This window comes from Pseudomonas sp. USTB-Z (assembly GCF_019691255.1).
GTDB lineage: Bacteria > Pseudomonadota > Gammaproteobacteria > Pseudomonadales > Pseudomonadaceae > Aquipseudomonas > Aquipseudomonas alloputida.
In genome coordinates this window covers 140,333-163,019 of record NZ_JAECZP010000012.1, presented here as the reverse complement: position 1 = coordinate 163,019, position 22,687 = coordinate 140,333, and the positions used below count along the sequence as shown (strand labels likewise).

Below are 22,687 nucleotides of genomic sequence, written 5' to 3'. Positions count from 1 at the left end.
CTCATCTACCTCAGTTTCAGGGTTGCAAGGCCAATCAGTACCAGGATCACGGTGATGATCCAGAATCGGACGATCACCCGGGGCTCTGGCCAGCCCTTGAGTTCAAAGTGGTGGTGGATCGGCGCCATGCGGAACACGCGCTTGCCGGTCAGCTTGAAGGAAGCGACCTGGATGACCACCGACAGGGTTTCCACCACGAAGATGCCGCCCATGATGAACAGCACGATTTCCTGGCGCACGATGACGGCGATGGTGCCCAGCGCGGCGCCCAGCGCCAGCGCGCCGACGTCACCCATGAACACTTGCGCCGGGTATGTGTTGAACCACAGGAAGCCCAGGCCGGCACCGATCAGCGCGCCGCAGAACACGATCAGCTCGCCCGAGCCCGGCACGTAGGGGATCAGCAGGTACTCGGCGAACTTCACGTTACCCGACAGGTAGCAGAAGATGCCCAGCGCGCCGCCGACCATCACCGTCGGCATGATTGCCAGGCCGTCAAGGCCATCGGTGAGGTTGACCGCGTTGCTCGAGCCGACAATGACGAAGTAGGTCAGTACGACGAAGCCGACGCCCAGCGGAATGGTGACATCCTTGATGAACGGCAGGATCAGCGTGGTCTCGACGCTGGTTGGCGCCGTTTTGTACAGGAACACCGCCGCCGCCAGGCCGAACACCGACTGCCAGAAGTACTTCCAGCGGCTCGGAAGGCCACGCGAGTTCTTTTCGATCACCTTGCGGTAGTCATCGACCCAGCCAATGGCACCGAACGCCAGGGTGACGATCAGCACAACCCAAACATAGCGGTTGCTCAGGTCGGCCCACAGCAAGGTGCTGACGGCGATGGCCGACAGGATCAGCGCACCACCCATGGTCGGGGTGCCGGACTTGGACAGGTGCGATTGCGGGCCGTCGTTACGCACGGCCTGGCCGATTTGGCGAATTTGCAGGGTACGGATCATCCAGGGGCCCAGCCACAGCGCCAGGGACAATGCGGTCAGTACGCCAAGAATCCCGCGCAGGGACAGGTACTGAAAGACCGCAAAGCCTTTGTGGAACTGTTGCAGATACTCGGCCAACAGCAGCAGCATTAATGTTTCTCCCCGCTGGCACCGCACAATGCCGCCACGACGTTTTCCATCGCAGCGCTGCGCGAGCCCTTGATCAAGATAGTGGTGTCACTGGCATTCTCGGCGCTAACTGCATCGATCAGCTCAGCTTGAGTCGCGAAATGGCGGCCATTGGCGCCGAACGCCTTGACCGCATGTGTCATGTTGGAACCCACTGCGTACAGGGCGTCGACCTTGCCACGCGCGTAGTCACCCACCTGACGGTGGCCTTCTTCCGCCCATTGCCCCAATTCGCCGATATCCCCAAGCACCAGAACGGTGCGTCCGGAAAAGCCGGCGAGTATATCAATGGCTGCGCACATAGAGGTGGGATTTGCGTTGTAACTGTCGTCGATTACCCGTACCCCGTTCGGCGCGATCTGCGCCACGGTCCGCCCCTTAACCGGTTGCACCGCAGCCAGGCCGGCGGCGATACCGCTCAGGCTCAGACCAACGGCATGTGCAGCGGCGGCGGCGGCCAAGGCATTGCTGACGTTGTGTTCACCCAGCACATTGAGTTGCACGTCTACCGTTTCACCGGCGCCATGCAGGGTGAAGGACGGGCAGCCACGGGCATCGCGACCAATGTCTGACGCGTGGAAATCGGCCTTCGGGTTGCTGCGTGCGAAACTGACAACCTTGTGCGCACCGGCACGCGCCTTCCAGATATCAAAGGCTTTGTCGTCCAGGTTGAGAATGGCAATACCGCCTTCGCCCAGGCCCTCGAGAATCTCGCCCTTGGCTTCGACGATCTTTTCCGGGCCGCCGAATTCACCAACGTGGGCAGTACCGGCATTGTTGATAATGACCACCTGCGGTTGCGTCAGGCCCACGGTGTAGCGGATTTCGCCAATGCGCGAAGCGCCCAGCTCGATCACTGCTGCGCTGTGCTCCGGTGCGATCTCCAGCAGTGTCAGCGGCGCACCGAGGTCATTGTTCAAGTTGCCGCGGGTAGCGTGCACCAGGCCACGGGTACGCAGGATGCTGGCGAGCATTTCCTTGACCGTGGTCTTGCCGCTGGAACCGGTAATGGCCACTACAGGTTTGTCGAAAGCCGCGCGGTTCAGGGCGCCGAGCTGACCCAGTGCTACCCGGCAATCCTTGACCAGCAACTGCGGCAGGTCGACACCGGCCACTTCACGCTCGACCAGGGCAGCCACTGCGCCTTTGGCTTTCACATCCGCCAGGTAGTCATGACCATCGAAACGCGGGCCGGCCAGGGCGACGAACAGTTGCCCGGCGCTGACACTGCGGCTATCGATGCTGACGCCGGTGAACGTGGCGTCGCCACCGATGTGCTGACCCTTCAGTGCTGTGGTCAGCTGGCTGAGTGACAACGGCTTAAGCATGTGGAGCCTCCCAGGCTGCAAGTGCCTTTTCGGCTTCGGTCAAATCGGAGAAATCATGGCGCTCGCCATTGATCTCCTGGTAATCCTCGTGCCCCTTGCCGGCCAGCACGATCACATCGTTGGCTGCGGCGGTGGCAATCAGGTGCGCAATGGCTTCGCCACGCCCGGCGACGAACTCGACGTCGTCAGGCCTGGTGAAACCGGGGCGAATGTCATCGAAGATGCGCGACGGATCTTCAGTACGCGGGTTGTCGTCGGTGACCAGTACGCGGTCGGCCAGGCGCTCGGCCACTTCGGCCATCAGCGGGCGCTTGCCGCGATCACGGTCCCCGCCGCAGCCGAACAGGCACAACAGCTTGCCATGAGCGTGCGGGCGCAGGGCCTCGAGTACTTTTTCAAGTGCATCCGGCGTGTGTGCATAGTCGACCACCACCAGCGGCTTGTCGCCGCCACCCAGGCGCTGCATGCGGCCTACCGGCCCCTGCAGTTGCGGCGTGACCTTGAGGATCTCGTCCAGCGCATAGTCCAGCGCCAGCAGGGTCGCCACAGCGGCAAGCATGTTGCTCAGGTTGAAGCGACCCAGCAGTTGGCTGCGCAAGATACGCTCACCTTGGGCGGTGACGAGGGTGGCGCGCACGCCATCGTCACTGAATACGGCTTCGCGGCAGAACAGCGAGGCTTCCGGGTTTTCCAGGCTGTAGCTCAGCAGCCGGGTTTCGATATGGTCGACACTCGGGCGACGCTCGAAGTCGGCCGCCAGACGACGACCAAAGTCGTCATCCAGGTTGACCACCTGGCAACGCAGGCTCGTCCAGGCGAACAGCTTGGCCTTGGCGGCCTCATAGGCTTCCATGCTGCCGTGATAGTCGAGGTGGTCGCGGGACAGGTTGGTCATCACCGCGATGTCGAATTCCAGTGCGGCAACCCGGCCTTGCTCCAGGGCATGGGAAGACACTTCCATGGCCACGGCCTTGGCGCCGCCTTTCTTGAGGTCGTTGAGGGTCGATTGCACGGCAATCGGGTCGGGCGTGGTCAGGCGGCCGCTCTGCAACTCGCCGTAGAAACCGGTCCCCAGGGTGCCAATCAGACCGCAGCGCTGGCCAAGCAGGTCGAGCGCCTGGGCTACCAGTTGGGTCACGCTTGTCTTGCCGTTGGTGCCGGTCACGCCGACCAGATTCAACTGGCGGCTCGGTTCACCGTAGAAGCGCCCGGCGATATCTGACAGCTGAGCGATCAGGCCTTTGACCGGAATCAGGGGCGCATCGGTCAGCGGCAGCACGTTAGCGCCCTGCTCTTCGTAGGCCACGGCGGCAGCGCCACGGGCCAGGGCATCGGCGATATGCTCGCGGCCATCGACCTTGGCACCCGGCACCGCCAGGAACAAGTCACCCGGGCGCACATTACGGCTGTCCAGGGTCAGCTCACGAATCAATGGATCACGGCTGGCGTGGGCGAAAAGTTTGCTTAATGGCATTGTCATCATCCACGCCCTCCCTTGGCGGCTGCTGCATTGACTTGCGATTGCACGGCGGGTGCAGGTGCAGGTGGCGGCAGGTTGTCTGGCGGCACGTTCATCAGGCGCAGGGTGCCGGACATGACCTTGCTGAATACAGGCGCCGATACCAGACCACCGAAGTAGCCGCCCTTGCCCGGCTCGTCGATGACCACAACGATGGCGTAGCGCGGGTCGCTCATTGGCCCGAAGCCGGCGAACAGCGAGCGGTAGGCGTTTTCGGTGTATCCCTTGGCACCCACGGTGGCCTTACGCGCGGTGCCGGACTTGCCGGCCACGTGATAGAACGGCACCTGGGCACGGAAGACGCCGCGCGGCGCTTCGATCACCTGCTGCAGCATGCCTTGAACGGTTTCGGCGACATCCTTCGGAATGGCCTGCACGGCTTCCGGCGCCTTGTCGACCTTGATGATCGACAGCGGCACCATCTTGCCGTCGTTGGCCAGCGCCGCGTAGGCATGCACCAGCTGCAGGGCAGTCACCGATACGCCGTAGCCATAGGACAGGGTTGCGGTCTCGGCCTTGCGCCACTCACGGTGGTTGGGCAGGTTGCCGACACGCTCACCCGGGAAGCCAAGGCCGGTGTACTGGCCCAGGCCGACCTGGGACATGACCCGATAGATGGCCTCGCCGCCGATGTCGAAGGCGATCTTGCTCATGCCAACGTTACTGGAGTTGATCAGGATGCCGGTCAAATCAAGAATCGGGCCCTCGCTGCGCGACACGTCCTTGATGGTGTAGCGCCCGATCTGCAGGCTGCCAGGGTACACCTCGACCTTGTCGGTAGGCTTCCAGCGGCCGCTCTGCAACGCCGCACTCATGGAGATCGGCTTGACCGTGGAGCCTGGCTCGAACACGTCGATGATCGCCCGGTTACGCATGGCCGCCGGGAACATGCTACGGCGGTTGTTGGGGTTGTAGGTCGGCTGGTTGACCATGGCCAGGACCTCACCGGTCTTGACGTCCATGATCACCAGGCTGCCGGCCTTGGCGTCCTGTTCGGCAATGGCATTGCGCAGCTCGCGGGTAGCCAGGTACTGCAGGCGCAGGTCTATCGACAACGCCAAGGTCTTCCCGGCCTTGGCGTTCTTGGTTACCTGAATGTCCTTGATCAGCCGGCCGCGCCGGTCCTTGATCACCTGGCGCTTGCCGGGCACACCGGCCAGCCACTCGTCATAGGCCAGCTCCACCCCTTCACGACCGTGGTCGTCGAGGTCGGTAAAGCCGACCATGTGTGCAGTCACATCACCGGCCGGATAGAAGCGGCGGAATTCTTCCAGGCCGTACACACCAGGCACTTTGAGGTCGAGCACGTGCTGGCCCTGCTCGGGGGTCAGCCCCCGGACCAGGTAGATGAACTCTTTGTTGGCCTGCTGGGTCAGGCGCTCGATCAACTGCTGCGGGTTTTGCCCCAGCGCAGCGGCCAATTGCGGCCAGCGCTCCTTAGAGGCCTGCATCTCTTTGGGGTTGGCCCACAACGTGGTGACCGGGGTACTCACGGCCAACGGCTCACCGTTGCGGTCGGTAATCAAGCCGCGGTGCGCCGGGATGGGGATGTGACGCAGGCTGCGTGCATCGCCCTGGCCCTTGAGGAAGTCACGGTCAACCACCTGGAGGTCGATGATGCGCCAGCAAATGGCGCCGACCATGATCGCCAGCAAGCCGATCACTACGCGGAAGCGCCACGGGTAGAGTGCGCCTTCGAGCTTCATCATGGCGCCACCATCCGGACTTCGTCAGCTGATGGCACGCGCATCTTCAACTGCTCGGAGGCCAGGCTCTCGATGCGGCTGGCAGCAGTCCAGGTACTCTGCTCAAGAATCAGCCGGCCCCATTCGGCCTGAGCCTTGTCGCGCTCGTTCAATTCACCGTACAAGGTGTTGAGCAGTTGACGGTTCCAGTGCGCACTGTAGGACACGGCAATGGCCGAAACCAGCACGCCGACAAACAGCAGAAGCATCAGGAAGCTTCCGCCTGGCAAGGGTTTGGCAAGTAGCCTGCTCACCGCAGCTTCTCCGCCACGCGCATCACGGCGCTACGCGACCGCGGGTTGGCCTTGAGCTCAGCCTCGGAGGCGAACTGAGCCTTGCCAATGAGCTTGATTTTCGGCTCGAAGACCTTGTGCTGAACCGGCAGGTTGCGCGGCAGATTGTCAGCCTCACCCTTCACCAGCTTGCGCATGAACAGTTTGACGATACGATCTTCCAGCGAGTGGAAACTGATCACCGCCAAGCGACCACCGACTTCGAGCGCATCGAGCGCAGCCTCAAGGCCGGCCTCCAGGTCGCCCAGTTCGTTGTTGACGTGAATGCGAAGGCCCTGGAAGGCACGGGTAGCCGGGTTCTTGCCCTTTTCCCATGCCGGGTTGGCCACTTTGAGCACCTCCGCCAGGTCGGCGGTACGGGTGAAGGGCTGTTTTTCACGGCGCTCGACCACTGCACGCGCCATGCGCCCGGCAAAGCGTTCTTCGCCGTACTCCTTGAAGACGCGGGCGATTTCTTCCACGGGCGCAGTGGCGATGAACTCGGCGGCACTGATGCCCTGGTCCGGGTTCATGCGCATGTCCAGCGGGCCATCATTGAGGAAGCTGAAGCCACGCTCTGGGTCATCCAGCTGCGGCGAGGACACGCCCAGGTCCAGCAACACACCACTGACCTTGCCGTGCAGGCCGCGCGCTGCGACTTCCGCACCCAGCTCGGCAAAACTGCGCTGCACAATGACAAAGCGGCCGTCTTCGGCCGCCAGCGCTTGCCCCGTGGCAATCGCCTGTGGATCTTTGTCGAAGCCCAAGAGCCGCCCTTGCGGCCCGAGCTTGCTGAGAATCAGACGGCTGTGTCCGCCACGGCCGAAAGTGCCGTCCAGATAGCAACCGTCGGCGCGCAGGGCCAATGCCTCGACAGCTTCGTCGAGCAGGACGGTAATGTGGTTGAAGCCGCTATCTATGGTCACAGGATCAGGTCACGCAATTCGTCGGGCATGGCGCCCGGTTGTTGAATAGCTGCAAGGTCAGCTGCCGAAACCGCGTTCCAGGCATCTTCATCCCACAGCTGGAATTTGTTCAGTTGCCCCACCAGCATCGCCTTCTTGTCGAGCTTGGCGTACTCACGCAGGCGGGGCGGCACCAGGAAACGCCCGCTGCCATCGAGCTCCAGGTCAACCGCATTACCGATCAGCAAACGCTGCAGGCGGCGGTTTTCCTCACGCAACGATGGCAAGGCACGCAACTTGGCTTCTATCTGTTCCCACTCATCGAGGGGATAAACACACAAGCAGGGGTCTACGGCGTCAATGGTCACGATCAGTTGACCATTGCAACGTGAGTCGAGCTCGTCACGGTACCGGCTCGGCATGGCGAGACGGCCCTTTGCATCGAGGCTGACGGCGTTGGCTCCGCGGAACACGGCTGTGATTCCCCACAATGTTAGCTTTTTTGTGTCAGAAAACCCACTTCATCCCACTTTCTGCCACTTGCGCACACTATAGGAATCCGCCCGCAGCACCGTCAAGGCACGTTCATAAGGAAAAGCCTTACAGGACCGAGATTTAGCGCAACAACGGAATGTGGAAGGACTGCCAGCGAGAGAAAAACACGAGAAAAATCAAACCCACGCAAACGAATGGAGTTCGAAGTTAAAGTAATTTATTAAGAGTAAGATTTTTTCGGTATTACCAGAGAGGATCTGCTATCGATTCAAGCAGGGAAAGAAAGGTGGAGAGTCGATCTGTAAGCCGGGTTTTGTCGAGGACAGTCATTCCTCTACGACGGCCATCACTGGACGCCTCTAGCAACCTACCCGGTTCCGACGCGGGCCACGCCTGATGGAACCCTATTTGGTCTTGCTCCGAGTGGGGTTTACCTAGCCACGAACTGTTGCCAGCCGTGCGGTGCGCTCTTACCGCACCTTTTCACCCTTACCGGCACCGAAGTGCTTAGGCGGTTATTTTCTGTGGCACTTTCCGTAGGCTCACGCCTCCCAGGCGTTACCTGGCACTCTGCCCTATGGAGCCCGGACTTTCCTCCCCCTGCTGCTCACACAACAAAAAGTTGCGGAACAAAAACAGGCAGCGACTGTCCGATCGACTCTCCGCCGCCAAGGTTACCGGCACGCGCGCGCAAGAACAAGCGCCACCGACATTTATATCAAAATGCCACTACTCGGCTTTCTGCTTTTCCAGGGCAAGTTGATACAAGAGGTTCTTGCGCACCCCGGTAATTTCCGCTGCAAGCGCCGCCGCCCGCTTCAGTGGCAACTCAGCCAACAGCAGGTCGAGCACGCGCTGTGCTTCGGCACTGATGGCCTGCTCGCCCTCCGGCGCACTCCAACCGCCGACCAGCACCACGCACTCACCGCGCTGCTGATTGCTGTCGCCGGCTACGAACGCACGCAACTCAGCCAGCGGCAAGCCCTTGAGGGTCTCGAAGGTCTTGGTCAGTTCGCGCGCCAGCAACGCAGGACGATCGCCACCAAATACCGCCTCCATGTCTTCAAGACACTCCAGGATGCGATGCGGGGCTTCATAGAAGATCAACGTGCGCGGTTCTTCCCTCACCTGCTCCAGGCGCGCCCGGCGCCCTGCCTGCTTGGCCGGCAGGAAGCCTTCGAAGATGAAGCGGTCCGATGGCAGGCCTGCCGCCGATAGCGCGGCGATCAAGGCACAGGCGCCCGGCACCGGCACCACGCTCACCCCTGCGGCCCGCGCCTGACGCACCAAGTGGTAGCCCGGGTCGGAAATCAGAGGCGTGCCGGCATCAGAGACGAGCGCCACATTTTCACCCGCCAGCAGCTTGGAGAGAAAACGCCCGCCCTCGTCACGCTCGTTGTGCTCATGACAAGCGGCCAACGGCGTATCAATGCCAAAGTGTTGCAGCAGACGGATCGAATGACGGGTGTCTTCGGCGGCGATCAGCGCCACGTCCGCCAGCACCTTCAGCGCCCGGGCGCTCATGTCGTCGAGGTTGCCGATGGGGGTTGCCACCACATACAGCGTCCCCACCGCGGATTTCGAAGCCCCTGCCACATCAGTCACTGCGCACACCTGTCATTCGGATCAAAGGCGCCATTGTAGCCCGAGCGCCTGCAACAGGGCGCAAAGAAACTCGCCGGCGATCAGGAACACGCCACCTATAGTGAAGGATCGACACAGCAACATCGCGCCCCGGCCAGTGCTTGGGTACAATTGCCGGCCAACTTGATCGAGTAACAGGACCTTTACATGATCGCTTGCCTGCGGCTGCTCACAGCCCTCTGCCTCGCCGCCCTGCTGGCAGCCTGCGCCAGCTCGCCCTCATCCAGCCTGGGCGAACTGCCACGCACCCCGGATGCCAGCATCGAGCAACTGCTCGAAAAGGCCGCTTCCAGCAAGTCTGCAGAAGACGCCGCCCTGCTGCGCCTGAGCGCGGCCGACCTGGCCTACAAGCAGAAGGACTTCCCACGCGCCGCACGCATTCTCGAGCAGGTCCCGCTGGACACGCTCAAGCCGGCCCAGCAAGTGTTCGCCAGCACCCTCGCGGCGGAACTGGCCATGAGCCGCAACCAGCCCAAAGCAGCGCTGACCGCCCTGGCCCACCCGAGCCTGCAGCGCCTTGCCGAGCTGCCGACAGAACAGCAAGTGCGCACCTACAGCGTGCACGCCGCCGCGCTCGAAGCCGACGGCCAGGCCCTGGCTGCCGCACAGCAGCGCACTCTCCTGGCCCCGCTGCTTGGTGGCCAGGCCGCCAGCACCAACAATGACGCCATCTGGGCCTTGGTCGCCTCGCTGCCTGCAGAGCAACTGCAGCAGCCAACCAACGATCAGACCCTGGCTGGCTGGACCAGCCTGGCCTTCGCCGTGAAAAGCGCTGGCACCCTGGAGCAGCAGCAAGCGGCCATCGAAGCCTGGGTCAAACAGCACCCGGACCACCCTGCCGCCCAGCAACTGCCGCTGGCCCTGACCAAACTCAAGGAACTGGCCAGCCAGCCGCTGACCAAGATCGCCCTGCTGCTGCCTCAGGAAGGCCCGCTGGCCGGCGTAGCCCGCGCCCTGCGCGATGGCTTCATGGCCGCCCACTTCCAGGCCCAGCAAAGCGGCCAGCCAGCGCCTGCGGTGCAGGTGTTCGACAGCTCGCGTATCGGCTCGCTGGACGACTTCTATCGCCAGGCGCAAGCCGCCGGCGTGCAACTGGTCATCGGCCCGCTTGAAAAACCATTGGTCAAACAACTGGCCGCCAAACCACAGCTGCCGATCACCACGCTGGCCCTGAACTACGCCGACGCTGGCCAGAAGGCGCCGCCACAACTGTTCCAGTTCGGCCTGGCGGCCGAAGACGAAGCCCGTGAAGTGGCCCGCCGCGCCCGCGCCGATGGCATGGTCCGCGCCGTAGCCCTGGTGCCGAGCGGCGAATGGGGTGACCGTGTCCTGGCCGCCTTCCGCCAGGACTGGGAAGGCAATGGCGGAACCCTGCTCGCCGCCCAGCGCATCGCCCAACCGGTCGCCCTCGCCCAGCAGATTGCCGACCTGTTCCAGCTGCGCCAGAGCGAAGGCCGCGCCAAGAGCCTGCAAAGCACGGTGGGCGGCAGCATCGCTGCACAACCGTCGCGCCGCCAGGACATCGACTTCATCTTCCTCGCCTCGACCCCACAACAGGCGCAGCAGATCAAGCCGACCCTGAACTTCCAGTACGCCGGTGATGTGCCGGTCTATGCCACCTCGAACCTGTACAGCGCCAGCGGTGACATCAACCAGTACAATGACATGAACGGCATCCGCTTCTGCGAAACACCGTGGCTGCTCGACACCAGCAACAGCCTGCGTCAACAGGTTGTACAGCAGTGGCCGCAAGCCGCTGGCAGCCTCGGCCGCCTGTATGCCATGGGCGTCGACGCCTACAGCCTGGCGCCGCGCCTGGGCCAACTGAAAGCGCTACCAGACAACCGCATCCTGGGCCTTTCGGGCAGCCTGAGCATCAATGCCAACCAGCGCGTCGAGCGCCAGCTGCCATGGGCCGAGTTTAGCGGCGGCCAGGTCAAGCGCCTGCCTGACACCGCGCGCTGATGGCCGCAGCATCGCCTACCCGTGCCGGGCAAGCGGCAGAAACCCAAGCCCTTGAGTACCTTCAGGGGCAAGGGCTGCAGTTGCTGGCGCGCAACTGGCGATGCAAAGGCGGCGAGCTTGATCTGGTCATGCTCGACGCCGATACAGTAGTATTCGTCGAAGTCCGCTACCGGTTGCACGCGGGCTTCGGAGGCGCCCTCGACAGTATCGACGGGCGCAAGCAGAAACGGTTGGTGCTTGCCGCCAGCCTGTTCCTGCAGAAGGAGGCCCACTGGGGCAACTACCCCTGCCGCTTCGACGTAGTCGCCCTGCAGGGTAGCCACCATGCAGGCAGACCGCTTCAATGGCTGAAAAACGCCTTCGAATGCTGAACCCACTTCGTTTTTTTTGCTCTATGTATCGCGGGCTGGTCGTTGTTGCGCGTAGCAAAGGCCACCGCCCCATTTAAGGTCACCAGATGGACATGCAATCCCGAATTCGCCGGCTGTTCGAGGCCAGCATCGAAACCAAGCAACAGGCAATGGACATCCTGGCACCGCACATCGAGCAGGCCAGCCTGGTCATGGTCAATGCGTTGCTCAACGAGGGCAAGATGCTCGCCTGCGGCAACGGCGGCTCGGCCGGCGATGCCCAGCACTTTTCATCGGAGCTGCTCAACCGCTTCGAGCGCGAGCGTCCCAGCCTGCCAGCCATCGCGCTGACCACCGACAGCTCGACCCTGACCTCGATCGCCAACGACTACAGCTACAACGAAGTCTTTTCCAAGCAGATCCGCGCCCTGGGCCAGCCCGGTGACGTTCTGCTGGCGATTTCCACCAGCGGCAATTCGGCCAACGTAATCCAGGCAATCCAGGCCGCACATGACCGTGAAATGATTGTCGTAGCATTGACGGGTCGCGATGGCGGCGGCATGGCTTCGCTGCTGCTGCCCGAGGACGTGGAAATCCGCGTGCCTTCGACAGTTACCGCGCGTATCCAGGAAGTCCACCTGCTGGCGATCCACTGCCTGTGCGATCTGATCGACAGCCAACTGTTCGGGAGTGAAGAATGACCCCTATGCGCCTCGGCCTGATGGCCCTGACCCTGTGCCTGAGCGTCACTGGTTGCAGCTCGGTACTCACCTCTACCCGCAATTCGCCGATCGAGGACGATCGCGGCACGCGCACCATCGGCAGCAAGATCGACGACTCGCTGATCGAGACCAAGGCTGCCGTGAACATTTCCAAAGCCAATCCAGACCTGGACAAGGGCTCGCACATCGTTGTCAGCAGCTACAACGGTATCGTCCTGCTGGCCGGGCAGACCCCACGCGCCGACCTCAAGAGCCTCGCGGAGCAAACGGCCAGCCAGGTCCAACGGGTCAAGAAAGTACACAATGAGCTGCAGGTGATGCAGCCCTCTTCCATTCTGGCGCGCAACAACGACGCCTGGCTGACCACCAAGATCAAGACCCAGATGCTGACTGACAACGCCGTGCCCAGCTCGCGCATCAAGGTGATTACCGAAAACGGCATCGTCTATCTGCTGGGTCTGGTCACCCGCCAAGAAGCCAACTCGGCCACTGCCGTGGTACAGGGCGTGTCGGGCGTGCAGAAGATCGTCAAGCTGTTCGAGTACATCGATTGACTCAGTGATTGCCTGGACAGGCCAAACAAAAAGGCGATCCATCTGGATCGCCTTTTTTGTTACTTGACCACTTTCAGGCTTGGCCGGCCAGTCGGACGCGGCGGCTGCCCTCCATCGTCTGGCGGGCCATCGTCATCCGGCTGCACATCATCGTCTTCCAGCTCGTCGCCATCCATCGAAGACGGCTCCAGCTCGAAGACCATACCCTGGCCATTTTCGCGGGCGTAGATACCCAGGATTGCACCAACCGGCACGAACAGCGAGTGAGCCACGCCACTGAAGCGGCCCTCGAAGCTGACTGCGTCATTGTCCATGTGCAGGCTACGCACGGCACTTGGCGAGATATTCAAGACGATCTGGCCATCACTGGCGAAACCATCCGGCACCTGAACTTTCGGGAATTCGGCATTGACCAGCATATGGGGCGTGCAATCGTTGTCGACGATCCACTCGTACAGTGCTCGAACCAGATAGGGGCGACTGGAGTTCATCAACGGCTCCTTAAAGCTTGCGCATTTCACGTTCTACGGAGGACAGGCTCGCCTGAAAAGGCTCGCGGGCGAACTGGCGCTCCATGTAATCCAGCAGCGGCTTGGCTTGCCGCGGCAATTCGATACCCAACACCGGCAAACGCCAGAGTATGGGCAATAGACAGCAATCGACCAGGCTTTGCTCATCACTCATGAAGCAGGCGAACTCGCCAAACAACGGCGAGACCCCGGTCAGGCTTTCGCGCAAGGCCTTGCGCGCTTCGGTTCGGGCAGCTTCACTGCTACGCGGGTCAAGCACGGTATCGGCCAAGGCACACCAGTCGCGCTGGATGCGGTGCATCAGCAAACGGCTGTTGCCACGCGCAACCGGGTATACCGGCATCAGCGGCGGGTGCGGGTAACGCTCCTCGAGGTATTCCATCACCACGGTCGATTCATACAACGCCAGGTCACGGTCGACCAAGGTCGGCACGCTGCCATAAGGATTGACCTCGGCCAGCTTCGGCGGCAGGCGGGCGGGATCGACATCGATCAACTGCACGCTGACGCCCTTCTCGGCCAGAACCAGGCGCACTCGATGAGAATAGTGATCAGCGGGATCGGAATAGCAGGCTAACCTGTTGGTTGCGCCCATGTAGCGGCTCCTCGCACGGATGCTTGTGCAACTTTAAATGAAAACGCGCCCGGGGTGGCCTGGCAATACTGCTAGGCCACCCCGGGCGCGTTCAACAACCAGAAACTACTGCGTGATCAGTGCACGTCCTTCCAGTATTCACGCTTGAGCAAGTAGGCGAATACGAAGAAGAAAGCCAGGTACAGTAACACATAGGTGCCGATGCGCTGGCTTTCCAGTTTGACTGGGTTGGCCGAATAGGCCAGGAAGGTCACAAGGTTCTTGACCTTCTCGTCGAACTGCTCGGTCGTCAGGGTACCGGAATTCGGCGTAATGGTCAGCTGATCGCAAGCTTCATGGGTCAACGGGCTGCCGGTCAACGGGTCGAATTGCTTCTTGCCCTCGACCACCGTCTGCACCTGCTTGCAACCCACCACCTGGTTACCTTGCAGACCCACCAGCACGTTAGGCATGCCGACGTTCGGGAACACCTTGTTGTTCACCCCGTAAGGGCGCGATGGGTCCTCATAGAAGCTGCGCAGGTAGGTGTAAAGCCAATCGGTACCGCGCACGCGGGCGACCAAAGTCAGGTCGGGCGGCGCGGCACCAAACCAGGTCTTGGCGTCGCTGGGCTTCATGCCGATCTGCATGTGGTCACCAATCTTGGCGCCCGTGAACACCAGCTTCTCGAGCATCAATTCATGCGGGATACCCAGGTCATCAGCCACCCGCTCGTAACGCTGGAACTTGGCACTGTGACACCCCATGCAATAGTTGGCGAAAGTACGCGCACCGTCCTGCATGGCGGCCTTGTCAGTCAGGTCGATATCGACCTTGTCCAGCTCCAGGCCAGTTTCGGCAGCGAAGGAAAAGGCAGGCATCACTGCCAGCAAAAATACTGCAATCAACTTTTTCATCAGCCAGTCACCCTTTCCGGAACCGGTTTGGTCTTCTCAAGCCTTGTGTAGAACGGCATCAGCAGGAAGTAGGCGAAGTACAGCACCGTGCATACCTGCGACAGCAAAGTACGCCCAGGTGTCGGTGCCAGTACGCCCAGCACGCCGAGGATGACGAAGGCCACGCAGAACACCAGCAGGAAGACCTTGCTGATCCAGCCCTTGTAACGCATGGAACGCACCGGGCTGCGGTCGAGCCAGGGCAGTACGAACAGCACGGCGATGGCCGCCCCCATGGCAATGACGCCCATCAGTTTGTCAGGCACCGCACGCAGGATTGCGTAGAACGGTGTGAAGTACCACACCGGCGCGATGTGCTCTGGGGTCTTGAAGGCGTTGGCCTGCTCGAAGTTAGGTTTCTCCAGGAAGTAACCGCCCATTTCAGGGAAGAAGAACACCACGGCGCAGAACACGAACAGGAACACCACCACGCCGACAATGTCTTTGACGGTGTAGTAAGGGTGGAACGGAATACCATCCAGCGGAATACCGTTTTCGTCCTTTTTCTTCTTGATGTCGACGCCATCAGGGTTGTTCGAACCCACTTCGTGCAGGGCGAGGATGTGCAATACCACCAGGCCAAGAATCACGATTGGCAGGGCAACCACATGCAGGGCGAAGAAGCGGTTCAGGGTGATGCCCGAGATCAGGTAGTCACCACGGATCCACTGGGTAAGGTCATCACCGATCACCGGGATGGCACCGAACAGCGAGATGATCACCTGGGCGCCCCAGTACGACATCTGCCCCCATGGCAGCAGGTAGCCCATGAACGCTTCAGCCATCAGCGCCAGATAGATCAGCATGCCGAACAGCCAGACCAGTTCGCGTGGCTTTTGATAGGAGCCATAAAGCAAGCCACGGAACATATGCAGGTAGACCACGATGAAGAACGCTGACGCCCCCGTGGAGTGCAGGTAGCGCAGGATCCAGCCGTATTCCACGTCACGCATGATGTACTCGACCGAGGCGAACGCCTCTTCCGCCGAGGGCGTGAAGCTCATGGTCAGCCACACGCCGGTCACGATCTGGTTGACCAGCACCAGCAATGCCAGGGAGCCGAAGAAGTACAGGAAGTTGAAGTTCTTGGGTGCGTAATACTTGCTGAGGTGGTCTTCCCACATCTTGGTGGCGGGGAAGCGAGCATCAATCCAGTCCATGAACTTGCTCATCATGCGTTCTCCTGGTCGACGCCAATGACGATGATCTCGTCCGACTCATAAGAGTGCGGTGGCACGGGCAGGTTGAGAGGCGCTGGCTGGGACTTGTAGACACGGCCAGCCAGGTCATAGTGAGAGCCGTGGCATGGGCAGAAGTAACCACCTACCCACTTCGGCCCAAGGTCGGCGGGCGCCACCTCTGGTCGGAAGGTGGGCGAGCAGCCCAGGTGCGTGCACAGGCCGACGAGAATAAGAATTTCCGGCTTGATCGAGCGAACCTCAGGGTCGACGTACGCTGGCTGTACCGAGGCCTTGGACTCGGGGTCGGACAGGTCACCCGTGATTTTTTTCAGATTGCCAAGGATTTCCTCCGTTCGCCGCACGATGAATACGGGCTGGCCACGCCACTCGGCCACCATCTGCTGCCCCGCCTCGACCTTGGCGATGTTGACCTTCACCGGTGCACCCGCGGCTTTCGCCTTGGCACTGGGAAACCATGACCCCACGAACGGTACCGCAGCCCCCACTGCCCCCGCCGCCCCGACCACGGATGTCGCGGCTACGAGGAAGCGGCGCCGGCCTGCGTTGACGCCGTCATTGCTCATTCAGTCCTCTCCCATCAGCTTGCTTGGCCAGTTGGACCTGGCCTGTACTTAGGTTGTGTCAATGGCACTAAAAATTGGCCGCCATGGTAAGAAACAAATCCACACACTGACAAGGTGATTACCCCGGCAAGGGCGACAACCCACGCTTTGCTTGATCTACGTCTATGCGACAAGCGGCCACTGACTGCTGACAGGTTAGTTCAAGGCTAAAAAAAAAGCCCGGTTCCAAGGAACCGGGCTTTTTTCGACTGCCGAAGCGGTATTAACGCTTGGAGTACTGAGGACGCTTACGCGCTTTACGCAGACCCACTTTCTTACGCTCAACTTCACGAGCGTCGCGGGTGACGTAGCCAGCACGACGCAGAGCGCCACGCAGGGTTTCGTCGTATTCCATCAGAGCGCGGGTGATACCGTGACGGATCGCACCGGCCTGACCGCTGACACCACCACCGGAAACGGTGACGTAGATGTCGAATTTCTCAACGGATTCAGTCAGCTCGAGCGGCTGGCGAACAACCATGCGAGCGGTTTCGCGACCGAAGAACACGTCCAGAGAACGGTTGTTGATGGAAATGTTACCAGTACCCGGACGCAGGAATACGCGAGCGGTTGCGGTCTTGCGACGGCCAGTGCCGTAATTTTGAGTCGCCGACATAATGAACTATCCCGTTAGATCTTCAGTTCTTGAGGCTGCTGAGCAGTGTGTGGGTGAGCAGCACCCGCGTACACTTTCAGCTTGCGGTACATGTCGCGACCCAGCGGGTTCTTAGGCAGCATGCCTTTGACCGCAGTTTCGATAACACGCTCAGGGGCCTTGGCGATCAACTTCTCGAAGTTGATTTCCTTGATACCGCCTGGGAAACCGGAGTGGGAGTAGTACATTTTGTCGGAAGACTTGGCACCAGTCACACGAACCTGCTCGGCGTTGATAACGACGATGTAGTCGCCGGTGTCAACGTGAGGGGTGTATTCTGGTTTGTGTTTGCCACGCAGACGGGTAGCGATTTCGGTAGCCAGACGACCCAGGGTCTGGCCAGCGGCGTCGACTACGAACCACTCGCGCTTTACTGTTTCCGGTTTAGCAGTAAAAGTTTTCATTCTCTAAAGCCTCAGAGGCCGCCCAGCGAAAAATAGACGGCGAATCTTACTGGATAGTGCACAGCTTGCCAAGGGCAAGCGCGCAGCCGAACACAGACGCTTTTGGGGGCTCGGGTCGGGCACGCCAATGTTCGACGGGGTTCTTCCTGCGTGATGGTGCATCACTTCCGCCACGCGGAGAGGGGCTGAATTATCCAGATTGCGCGAAAAATTTCAACCTGCTTTGATTGGCTTCTATTGCCAAGGAGTGACTAACCGATGGAATACCGCCAGCTCGGCCGTACCGACCTCAACGTCAGCGCCCTGTGCCTGGGCACCATGACCTGGGGCGAGCAGAACATCCAGGCCGAGGCCTACGAACAGATTGCCCGGGCCAAGGCCGCCGGGGTCAACTTCATCGACACCGCCGAGATGTACCCGGTCCCTCCCCGCCCGGAGACCTACGCGGCCACCGAGCGCATCATCGGCAACTGGTTCCGTGACCATGGCGACCGCGACGCGTGGATCCTGGCCAGCAAGGTTGCAGGCCCGGGCAACGGCATCAGCCATATCCGTGACGGGCAGCTCAAGCACAACCGTCAGCACATCGTCGCGGCGCTGGACGAAAGCCTCAAGCGCCTGCAGACCGACCGCATCGACCTGTACCAGTTGCACTGGCCAGAGCGCAGCACCAACTTCTTCGGCAAGCTGGGCTACCAGCACCTGCCGCAGGATCACTTCACCCCACTGGAAGAAACCCTCGAAGTGCTCGACGAGCAGGTGCGTGCGGGCAAGATCCGCCACATCGGCCTGTCCAACGAAACGCCGTGGGGCACCATGAAGTTCCTGCAACTGGCCGAGAGCCGTGGCTGGCCGCGGGCGGTATCGATCCAGAACCCGTACAACCTGCTCAACCGCAGCTTCGAGGTGGGCCTGGCAGAAGTGGCCATACGCGAGCAGTGTGGCCTGCTGGCCTATTCGCCGCTTGCCTTCGGCATGCTCTCGGGCAAGTACGAGAACGGCGCACGGCCGGACAATGCACGCCTGACCCTGTTCAGCCGCTTTGCCCGTTACTCCAACCCACAGACCGTGGCGGCCTGCAGCCGCTACGTGCAGCTGGCCCGCGAGCACGGCCTGGACCCGGCGCAAATGGCCCTGGCGTTCGTCACCCGACAGCCGTTCGTGACCAGCAACATCATAGGTGCCACCAGCCTGCAGCAGCTGGACAGCAACCTGGCCAGCCTTGAACTGAACCTGAGCGCCGATCTGCTGACAGCGATCGAAGCCATTCATCAGGAGCAGCCCAACCCTGCGCCTTGAGCCAAACACTGCGCCCCGCTTCGCGCCGCTGTTACATGGGGTAGACACAATCGCCAAAAAATAAGACGATCCAGCCGGTGATTGACCACTCTACCCTATAAGAACAATGACAATGATGTTTACCCAACCCTCAGCGTCGCTGCGGCGCGTCAGCATCCTGGCCATTGACAAGGTGTTCGCTTCGACCTTGATGCAGGCCAAGGACTTCTTCCACCTCGCCAGCCTGCGCTATAGCAAGCAGCTGGGCCTGGGCTTGCAGCCCATGTTCGACATCCGCCTGGTGAGCCCCGACAGCCAGCCCGTGGACAGCTTCAGCAATGTGCAGTTACCGGTTGACGGCGGCCTGGACGACGCCGATGTGATCATCCTCCCGGCCTACTGGGATGATTTCGACAACTTGCTGCAGCGTTACCCACAGGTGCTGCCGTGGCTGCGTGAACAGCACGCGCGTGGCGCGGTGCTGTGCGCCGAGGCCAGTGGTGTGTTCTGGCTGGCCGAATCCGGCCTGCTCGATGGCAAGGAAGCGACCACCTACTGGCGCTTCTTCAACAGCTTTGCCGAACGCTTCCCGAAGATTCGCCTGAACCAGGACAAGCACCTGACCGATGCCGACAATATCTATTGCGCCGGCGGTGCAACCTCGGCCTGCGACCTGTACATCTACCTGATCGAACGCTTCTGCGGTGCCAACGTGGCCCGTGCAGTGTCCCGCGATATCCTCTACGAAGTGCAACGCAACTACACCCCGGGGCGCATGGGCTTTGGCGGACAGAAGCTGCACCAGGACCTGATCATCCTGCAGATCCAGCACTGGCTGGAGGAACACTTCGCCGACAAGTTCCGCTTCGAGGATGTGGCCCGCAACCACGGCATGAGCATCCGCAACTTCATGCGTCGCTTCCAGGGCGCAACGGGTGACAAGCCGCTGCATTACCTGCAACGGTTACGCATCGAGACAGCCAAGGGGTTGTTGTCGAGTACGCGCAAGAGCATCAAGACCATCAGTTACGAGGTGGGGTATGACGATGCCAGTTTCTTTGCGCGGCTGTTCCGCCAACACACCGAGTTGTCGCCGAACCAGTATCGGCAGCAGTTCATGCAGGAAGCCTGAAAGGCTTCCAGAGCGGCAGGTTTCGAGCTTGAAGCGACAAGGAAAAACCAGAGCGGATCGCGCATTGCCCTGAACTTTCCTTGTCGCCTGACGCTTGCCGCTGCCGTCAGGGCTTGTGTGCGCGCGCCAGGAATTCGTGCGATTGCATCTCCAGCAACCGGCTCAGGGTACGCTGGAACTCGAAGCTCAGACGCCCACCGGTATACAGGTCCTTCAACTCCACCTCGGCCGAGATGATCAGCTTGACGTTGCGATCGTAGAACTCGTCCACCATGTTGATGAAACGACGGGCGATGTCGTCGGTGGTGACGCCCATCTGCTCCACGTTGCTCAGCAATACGGCGTGGAAGATCTTGCCCAGCTCAATGTAGTCGTTCTGGCTGCGCGGCCCGTCGCACAGGGCGCGGAAGTCAAACCAGGCGACGTCGTCGCAGGTACGCAGGGCATTGATCGGGCGGTTCTCGATCATCAGCACGTCGTTTTCGATCGCCTGGGTGCACTCAGGGGTGAGCGCCTTGAAGCTGGCGCGCATGCTCTGGTGCGCCGCGTCATCGAGTGGGAAGTGGAACAGTTCAGCCTGCTCCAGGTGACGCAGACGGTAGTCGACCCCGCTATCGACGTTCACCACGTCGGTGTACTGCTTGATCATGGCGATAGCCGGCAGGAAGCGTGCACGCTGCAGGCCGTCCTTGTAGAGGCCGTCCGGCACGATGTTGGAGGTGGCCACCAGCGACACGCCATTCTTGAACAGCTCTTCCATCAAGGTGCCGAGGATCATGGCGTCGGTAATGTCCGACACGAAGAATTCGTCGAAGCAGATCACCTTGGCTTCTTCGCTGAAGCGCTTGGCAATGAGGGTCAGCGGGTTCTTCTCGCCCTTGAGGGTTTTCATCTCCTCGTGCACACGCTTCATGAAGCGGTGGAAGTGCGTACGCATCTTCTGCTTGAACGGCAGCGCTTCGTAGAAGGTATCAACCAGGTAGGTCTTGCCTCGCCCCACCCCACCCCAGAAGTACAGGCCCTTGACCGGGGTCTGCTCCTTCTTGCCGAACAGCTTGCCGAACACGCCCGGCTTGTTGTTCTGCGCGTGCACCAGGTCGTCGTACAGGCGCTGGAGGTGACGCACCGCAGTTTCCTGCGCCGCGTCATGGAAGAAGTCGGGACGTTTCAGATCTGCTTGATAGCGTTCTAAGGGAGTCATGATTCGTTAGCGAGGCAACAAAAAACGGGCCGTCACTGTAGCGACAGGCCCGCTTAATGGCAATCAGTCTGTGGGAGCGGGCGTGCCCGCGAACACCGGCAAAGCCGGTGCCATGCACCGCGGCGCCTGTTTCGCGGGCACGCCCGCTCCCACCGTTTGGCAGCCTCAGTCCTGCTGAGGCGCCAAGGCTTCGTTCAGGCTCTGAATGGCAGCATCACGGGCTTCGACGCTGTCGAACTGCGGCCCGTCGGCAACCTGCTCGCCATTGAGCCACAGGCCGAAGCTCAGGCCTTCGACGCGCACATCAACCTCGCCACCTTGCTGCAGCTGCTTGCTCACGGCGCCGGCACTCTTGCCGTCGGCGAAGCTGCGCGACAACAGCAGTTGCTCGCCATCAGCGGCCAGCAGGCGGAAGCGGAAGCTGCCGTCTTCATCACGGAAGCTGACAAAACGCGCGCTCTTGGTGGCTTTTTTCTTCACTTCGGCGGTGGCCTGCACGCTGCTGCGGAACGAACGCAGGCCAACGGCCTCGCGCAACTGCTCGAGGAACGGCGTGGCGATCTTGCGGGCCTTGGCAGCGCCGGCCAGCAGGATGTCTTCCAGGTCCGCCGGCCGGGCGATCAGCTGGTGATAGTACTCGCGCTTCTCGGCCAGTTGGCCGTCCAGCAGCTGGAACAGGCGCTGTTTGGCGTCGCCCCAGCCCAGGCCCTGCAGCAGCTCTTCGCGGAAACCGGCGCACTGCTCAGGCGTCGAGAAGGCCTGGTACAGGGTGAACAGGTGCGCGTTGTCCGGGTCTTTCGCCTCACCGGGCGCGCGCGAATCGGTGACGATGCGCGAGATGGCGTCTTTCATGTCCTTGGCGCTGGTGAACAACGGGATGGTGTTGTCATAGCTCTTGGACATCTTGCGCCCGTCCAGGCCCGGCAGGGTCGCCACGCTTTCTTCGATCACAGCCTCCGGCAAGGCGAAGAAGTCCTTGCCCTGGCCGAACAGGTGGTTGAAGCGCTGGCCGATATCGCGGGCCATTTCCACGTGCTGGATCTGGTCACGACCGACCGGCACCTTGTTGGCGTTGAACATCAGGATATCGGCGGCCATCAGCACCGGGTAGCTGAACAGGCCCATCGTCACGCCGGCGTCCGGGTCTTCGCCGTTCTCGACGTTCTTGTCCACCGAGGCCTTGTAGGCATGCGCACGGTTCAGCAGGCCTTTGGCAGCAACGCAGGTCAGCAGCCAGGTCAGCTCGGGGATTTCCGGGATGTCGGACTGGCGATAGAAGGTCACCTTGTCCGGGTCCAGGCCACCGGCCAGCCAGGTGGCGGCGATTTCCAGGCGCGAGCGCTGGATGCGCAGCGGGTCGTCGCACTTGATCAGGGCGTGGTAGTCGGCCAGGAAGTAGAACGAGTCGACACCGGGCTGCTGGCTGGCACGGATCGCCGGGCGGATGGCGCCGGCGTAGTTGCCCAGGTGCGGAGTGCCGGTGGTGGTGATACCGGTAAGAATGCGCGTGGTCATGGGTGTTCGCTT

23 protein-coding genes and 1 other RNA gene are annotated in these 22,687 nt (G+C 61.4%); 6 read left to right on the top strand and 18 right to left on the bottom strand.

Annotation, left to right across the window (positions count from 1 at the left end; genetic code table 11):
* Window positions 1-5: 5 nt before the first annotated feature.
* The 9 genes from mraY to rsmI form a co-directional block, all read right to left on the bottom strand.
* On the bottom strand, window positions 6-1,088 hold the full coding sequence (mraY, locus tag I8746_RS15960; protein ID WP_003251852.1) for a phospho-N-acetylmuramoyl-pentapeptide-transferase: 1,083 nt from the start codon (window positions 1,086-1,088) through the stop codon (window positions 6-8).
* Window positions 1,088-2,455 carry a UDP-N-acetylmuramoyl-tripeptide--D-alanyl-D-alanine ligase gene (murF, locus tag I8746_RS15955; protein ID WP_088513328.1) on the bottom strand — a complete coding sequence of 456 codons (1,368 nt, stop codon included), beginning with the start codon at window positions 2,453-2,455 and terminating at the stop codon, window positions 1,088-1,090. The genes mraY and murF overlap by 1 nt, the downstream gene beginning before the upstream one ends.
* Window positions 2,448-3,938, bottom strand: coding sequence for a UDP-N-acetylmuramoyl-L-alanyl-D-glutamate--2,6-diaminopimelate ligase (locus I8746_RS15950; RefSeq protein WP_221100823.1), 1,491 nt, complete (start codon window positions 3,936-3,938; stop codon window positions 2,448-2,450). Before I8746_RS15950 ends, murF begins: the two co-directional genes overlap by 8 nt.
* On the bottom strand, window positions 3,935-5,680 hold the full coding sequence (locus tag I8746_RS15945; RefSeq protein WP_161775025.1) for a penicillin-binding protein 2: 1,746 nt from the start codon (window positions 5,678-5,680) through the stop codon (window positions 3,935-3,937). Before I8746_RS15945 ends, I8746_RS15950 begins: the two co-directional genes overlap by 4 nt.
* Entirely contained in the window at window positions 5,680-5,973 is a 294-nt protein-coding gene (gene ftsL / locus I8746_RS15940) for a cell division protein FtsL (protein WP_003251845.1), read from the bottom strand. The genes I8746_RS15945 and ftsL overlap by 1 nt, the downstream gene beginning before the upstream one ends.
* Window positions 5,970-6,917, bottom strand: coding sequence for a 16S rRNA (cytosine(1402)-N(4))-methyltransferase RsmH (gene rsmH, locus I8746_RS15935; protein ID WP_003251843.1), 948 nt, complete (start codon window positions 6,915-6,917; stop codon window positions 5,970-5,972). The genes ftsL and rsmH overlap by 4 nt, the downstream gene beginning before the upstream one ends.
* Window positions 6,914-7,369, bottom strand: a complete 456-nt coding sequence (gene mraZ / locus I8746_RS15930) for a division/cell wall cluster transcriptional repressor MraZ (RefSeq protein WP_004575120.1) — start codon at window positions 7,367-7,369, stop codon at window positions 6,914-6,916. Before mraZ ends, rsmH begins: the two co-directional genes overlap by 4 nt.
* A 308-nt stretch (window positions 7,370-7,677) precedes the next feature.
* Window positions 7,678-8,053: RNase P RNA component class A (gene rnpB / locus I8746_RS15925), an RNA gene on the bottom strand.
* 67 nt (window positions 8,054-8,120) lie between these two features.
* The gene (rsmI, locus tag I8746_RS15920; RefSeq protein WP_003251840.1) at window positions 8,121-8,996 is read right to left on the bottom strand and encodes a 16S rRNA (cytidine(1402)-2'-O)-methyltransferase; all 876 of its coding nucleotides are present in this window, start codon (window positions 8,994-8,996) and stop codon (window positions 8,121-8,123) included.
* Between the two features lie 186 nt (window positions 8,997-9,182).
* Here rsmI and I8746_RS15915 point away from each other — a divergent pair, with 186 nt between their 5' ends.
* The 4 genes from I8746_RS15915 to I8746_RS15900 all read left to right on the top strand — a co-directional run bounded on the left by I8746_RS15915 (window position 9,183) and on the right by I8746_RS15900 (window position 12,626).
* Window positions 9,183-11,000: a penicillin-binding protein activator gene (locus I8746_RS15915; RefSeq protein WP_221100822.1), complete on the top strand. Its 1,818-nt coding sequence runs from the start codon at window positions 9,183-9,185 to the stop codon at window positions 10,998-11,000.
* Window positions 11,000-11,371, top strand: coding sequence for a YraN family protein (locus I8746_RS15910; RefSeq protein ID WP_003251836.1), 372 nt, complete (start codon window positions 11,000-11,002; stop codon window positions 11,369-11,371). The genes I8746_RS15915 and I8746_RS15910 overlap by 1 nt, the downstream gene beginning before the upstream one ends.
* A gap of 86 nt (window positions 11,372-11,457) precedes the next feature.
* Entirely contained in the window at window positions 11,458-12,051 is a 594-nt protein-coding gene (locus tag I8746_RS15905) for a phosphoheptose isomerase (RefSeq protein WP_012053657.1), read from the top strand.
* Window positions 12,048-12,626, top strand: a complete 579-nt coding sequence (locus I8746_RS15900; RefSeq protein WP_003251832.1) for a BON domain-containing protein — start codon at window positions 12,048-12,050, stop codon at window positions 12,624-12,626. The genes I8746_RS15905 and I8746_RS15900 overlap by 4 nt, the downstream gene beginning before the upstream one ends.
* A gap of 59 nt (window positions 12,627-12,685) precedes the next feature.
* Here the strand turns inward: I8746_RS15900 and I8746_RS15895 are convergent, their stop codons facing one another.
* From I8746_RS15895 to rplM, 7 genes are all read right to left on the bottom strand, one after another.
* Window positions 12,686-13,117 carry a ClpXP protease specificity-enhancing factor gene (locus I8746_RS15895; RefSeq protein ID WP_003251830.1) on the bottom strand — a complete coding sequence of 144 codons (432 nt, stop codon included), beginning with the start codon at window positions 13,115-13,117 and terminating at the stop codon, window positions 12,686-12,688.
* A 10-nt stretch (window positions 13,118-13,127) separates the two neighbouring features.
* On the bottom strand, window positions 13,128-13,751 hold the full coding sequence (locus I8746_RS15890) for a glutathione S-transferase N-terminal domain-containing protein (protein ID WP_003251828.1): 624 nt from the start codon (window positions 13,749-13,751) through the stop codon (window positions 13,128-13,130).
* Between the two features lie 116 nt (window positions 13,752-13,867).
* A complete protein-coding gene (locus I8746_RS15885) occupies window positions 13,868-14,647 on the bottom strand; it encodes a cytochrome c1 (RefSeq protein WP_003251826.1) in 780 nt (259 codons plus the stop codon).
* On the bottom strand, window positions 14,647-15,858 hold the full coding sequence (locus I8746_RS15880) for a cytochrome bc complex cytochrome b subunit (protein WP_003251825.1): 1,212 nt from the start codon (window positions 15,856-15,858) through the stop codon (window positions 14,647-14,649). The genes I8746_RS15885 and I8746_RS15880 overlap by 1 nt, the downstream gene beginning before the upstream one ends.
* Entirely contained in the window at window positions 15,858-16,451 is a 594-nt protein-coding gene (gene petA, locus I8746_RS15875; protein WP_003251823.1) for a ubiquinol-cytochrome c reductase iron-sulfur subunit, read from the bottom strand. The genes I8746_RS15880 and petA overlap by 1 nt, the downstream gene beginning before the upstream one ends.
* Window positions 16,452-16,713: 262 nt before the next feature.
* Window positions 16,714-17,106, bottom strand: coding sequence for a 30S ribosomal protein S9 (gene rpsI, locus I8746_RS15870; RefSeq protein ID WP_003251821.1), 393 nt, complete (start codon window positions 17,104-17,106; stop codon window positions 16,714-16,716).
* Window positions 17,107-17,120: 14 nt separating this feature from the next.
* Window positions 17,121-17,549, bottom strand: coding sequence for a 50S ribosomal protein L13 (rplM, locus tag I8746_RS15865; protein WP_003251819.1), 429 nt, complete (start codon window positions 17,547-17,549; stop codon window positions 17,121-17,123).
* Between the two features lie 258 nt (window positions 17,550-17,807).
* Between rplM and I8746_RS15860 the strand changes: the two genes are divergently transcribed.
* Both I8746_RS15860 and I8746_RS15855 read left to right on the top strand, forming a co-directional pair.
* Window positions 17,808-18,848, top strand: a complete 1,041-nt coding sequence (locus tag I8746_RS15860) for an NADP(H)-dependent aldo-keto reductase (protein WP_003251817.1) — start codon at window positions 17,808-17,810, stop codon at window positions 18,846-18,848.
* Window positions 18,849-19,038: 190 nt separating this feature from the next.
* A complete protein-coding gene (locus I8746_RS15855; RefSeq protein ID WP_173881439.1) occupies window positions 19,039-19,959 on the top strand; it encodes a GlxA family transcriptional regulator in 921 nt (306 codons plus the stop codon).
* A gap of 106 nt (window positions 19,960-20,065) precedes the next feature.
* Here I8746_RS15855 and zapE read toward each other — a convergent pair whose 3' ends face one another.
* Together zapE and I8746_RS15845 are read right to left on the bottom strand one after the other, a co-directional pair.
* Complete coding sequence (gene zapE / locus I8746_RS15850; RefSeq protein WP_003251813.1) at window positions 20,066-21,160, bottom strand: cell division protein ZapE; 1,095 nt, start codon at window positions 21,158-21,160, stop codon at window positions 20,066-20,068.
* Window positions 21,161-21,325: 165 nt separating this feature from the next.
* Window positions 21,326-22,675, bottom strand: coding sequence for a tryptophan--tRNA ligase (locus tag I8746_RS15845; protein WP_221100821.1), 1,350 nt, complete (start codon window positions 22,673-22,675; stop codon window positions 21,326-21,328).
* Between the last annotated feature and the right edge of the window lie 12 nt (window positions 22,676-22,687).

Excerpts from the sequence above, each read along its gene's own strand:
- murF (WP_088513328.1), bottom strand. The coding sequence starts at position 2,455 with ATGCTTAAGCCGTTGTCACTCAGCCAGCTGACCACAGCACTGAAGGGT.
- I8746_RS15860 (WP_003251817.1), top strand. The coding sequence starts at position 17,808 with ATGGAATACCGCCAGCTCGGCCGTACCGACCTCAACGTCAGCGCCCTG.
- I8746_RS15890 (WP_003251828.1), bottom strand. The coding sequence starts at position 13,751 with ATGGGCGCAACCAACAGGTTAGCCTGCTATTCCGATCCCGCTGATCAC.
- I8746_RS15845 (WP_221100821.1), bottom strand. The coding sequence starts at position 22,675 with ATGACCACGCGCATTCTTACCGGTATCACCACCACCGGCACTCCGCAC.
- I8746_RS15910 (WP_003251836.1), top strand. The coding sequence starts at position 11,000 with ATGGCCGCAGCATCGCCTACCCGTGCCGGGCAAGCGGCAGAAACCCAA.
- I8746_RS15900 (WP_003251832.1), top strand. The coding sequence starts at position 12,048 with ATGACCCCTATGCGCCTCGGCCTGATGGCCCTGACCCTGTGCCTGAGC.
- I8746_RS15895 (WP_003251830.1), bottom strand. The coding sequence starts at position 13,117 with ATGAACTCCAGTCGCCCCTATCTGGTTCGAGCACTGTACGAGTGGATC.
- petA (WP_003251823.1), bottom strand. The coding sequence starts at position 16,451 with ATGAGCAATGACGGCGTCAACGCAGGCCGGCGCCGCTTCCTCGTAGCC.
- I8746_RS15885 (WP_003251826.1), bottom strand. The coding sequence starts at position 14,647 with ATGAAAAAGTTGATTGCAGTATTTTTGCTGGCAGTGATGCCTGCCTTT.
- I8746_RS15905 (WP_012053657.1), top strand. The coding sequence starts at position 11,458 with ATGGACATGCAATCCCGAATTCGCCGGCTGTTCGAGGCCAGCATCGAA.
- I8746_RS15915 (WP_221100822.1), top strand. The coding sequence starts at position 9,183 with ATGATCGCTTGCCTGCGGCTGCTCACAGCCCTCTGCCTCGCCGCCCTG.
- I8746_RS15855 (WP_173881439.1), top strand. The coding sequence starts at position 19,039 with ATGCAGGCCAAGGACTTCTTCCACCTCGCCAGCCTGCGCTATAGCAAG.
- I8746_RS15950 (WP_221100823.1), bottom strand. The coding sequence starts at position 3,938 with ATGATGACAATGCCATTAAGCAAACTTTTCGCCCACGCCAGCCGTGAT.
- zapE (WP_003251813.1), bottom strand. The coding sequence starts at position 21,160 with ATGACTCCCTTAGAACGCTATCAAGCAGATCTGAAACGTCCCGACTTC.
- rpsI (WP_003251821.1), bottom strand. The coding sequence starts at position 17,106 with ATGTCGGCGACTCAAAATTACGGCACTGGCCGTCGCAAGACCGCAACC.
- rplM (WP_003251819.1), bottom strand. The coding sequence starts at position 17,549 with ATGAAAACTTTTACTGCTAAACCGGAAACAGTAAAGCGCGAGTGGTTC.
- I8746_RS15945 (WP_161775025.1), bottom strand. The coding sequence starts at position 5,680 with ATGAAGCTCGAAGGCGCACTCTACCCGTGGCGCTTCCGCGTAGTGATC.
- mraY (WP_003251852.1), bottom strand. The coding sequence starts at position 1,088 with ATGCTGCTGCTGTTGGCCGAGTATCTGCAACAGTTCCACAAAGGCTTT.
- I8746_RS15880 (WP_003251825.1), bottom strand. The coding sequence starts at position 15,858 with ATGAGCAAGTTCATGGACTGGATTGATGCTCGCTTCCCCGCCACCAAG.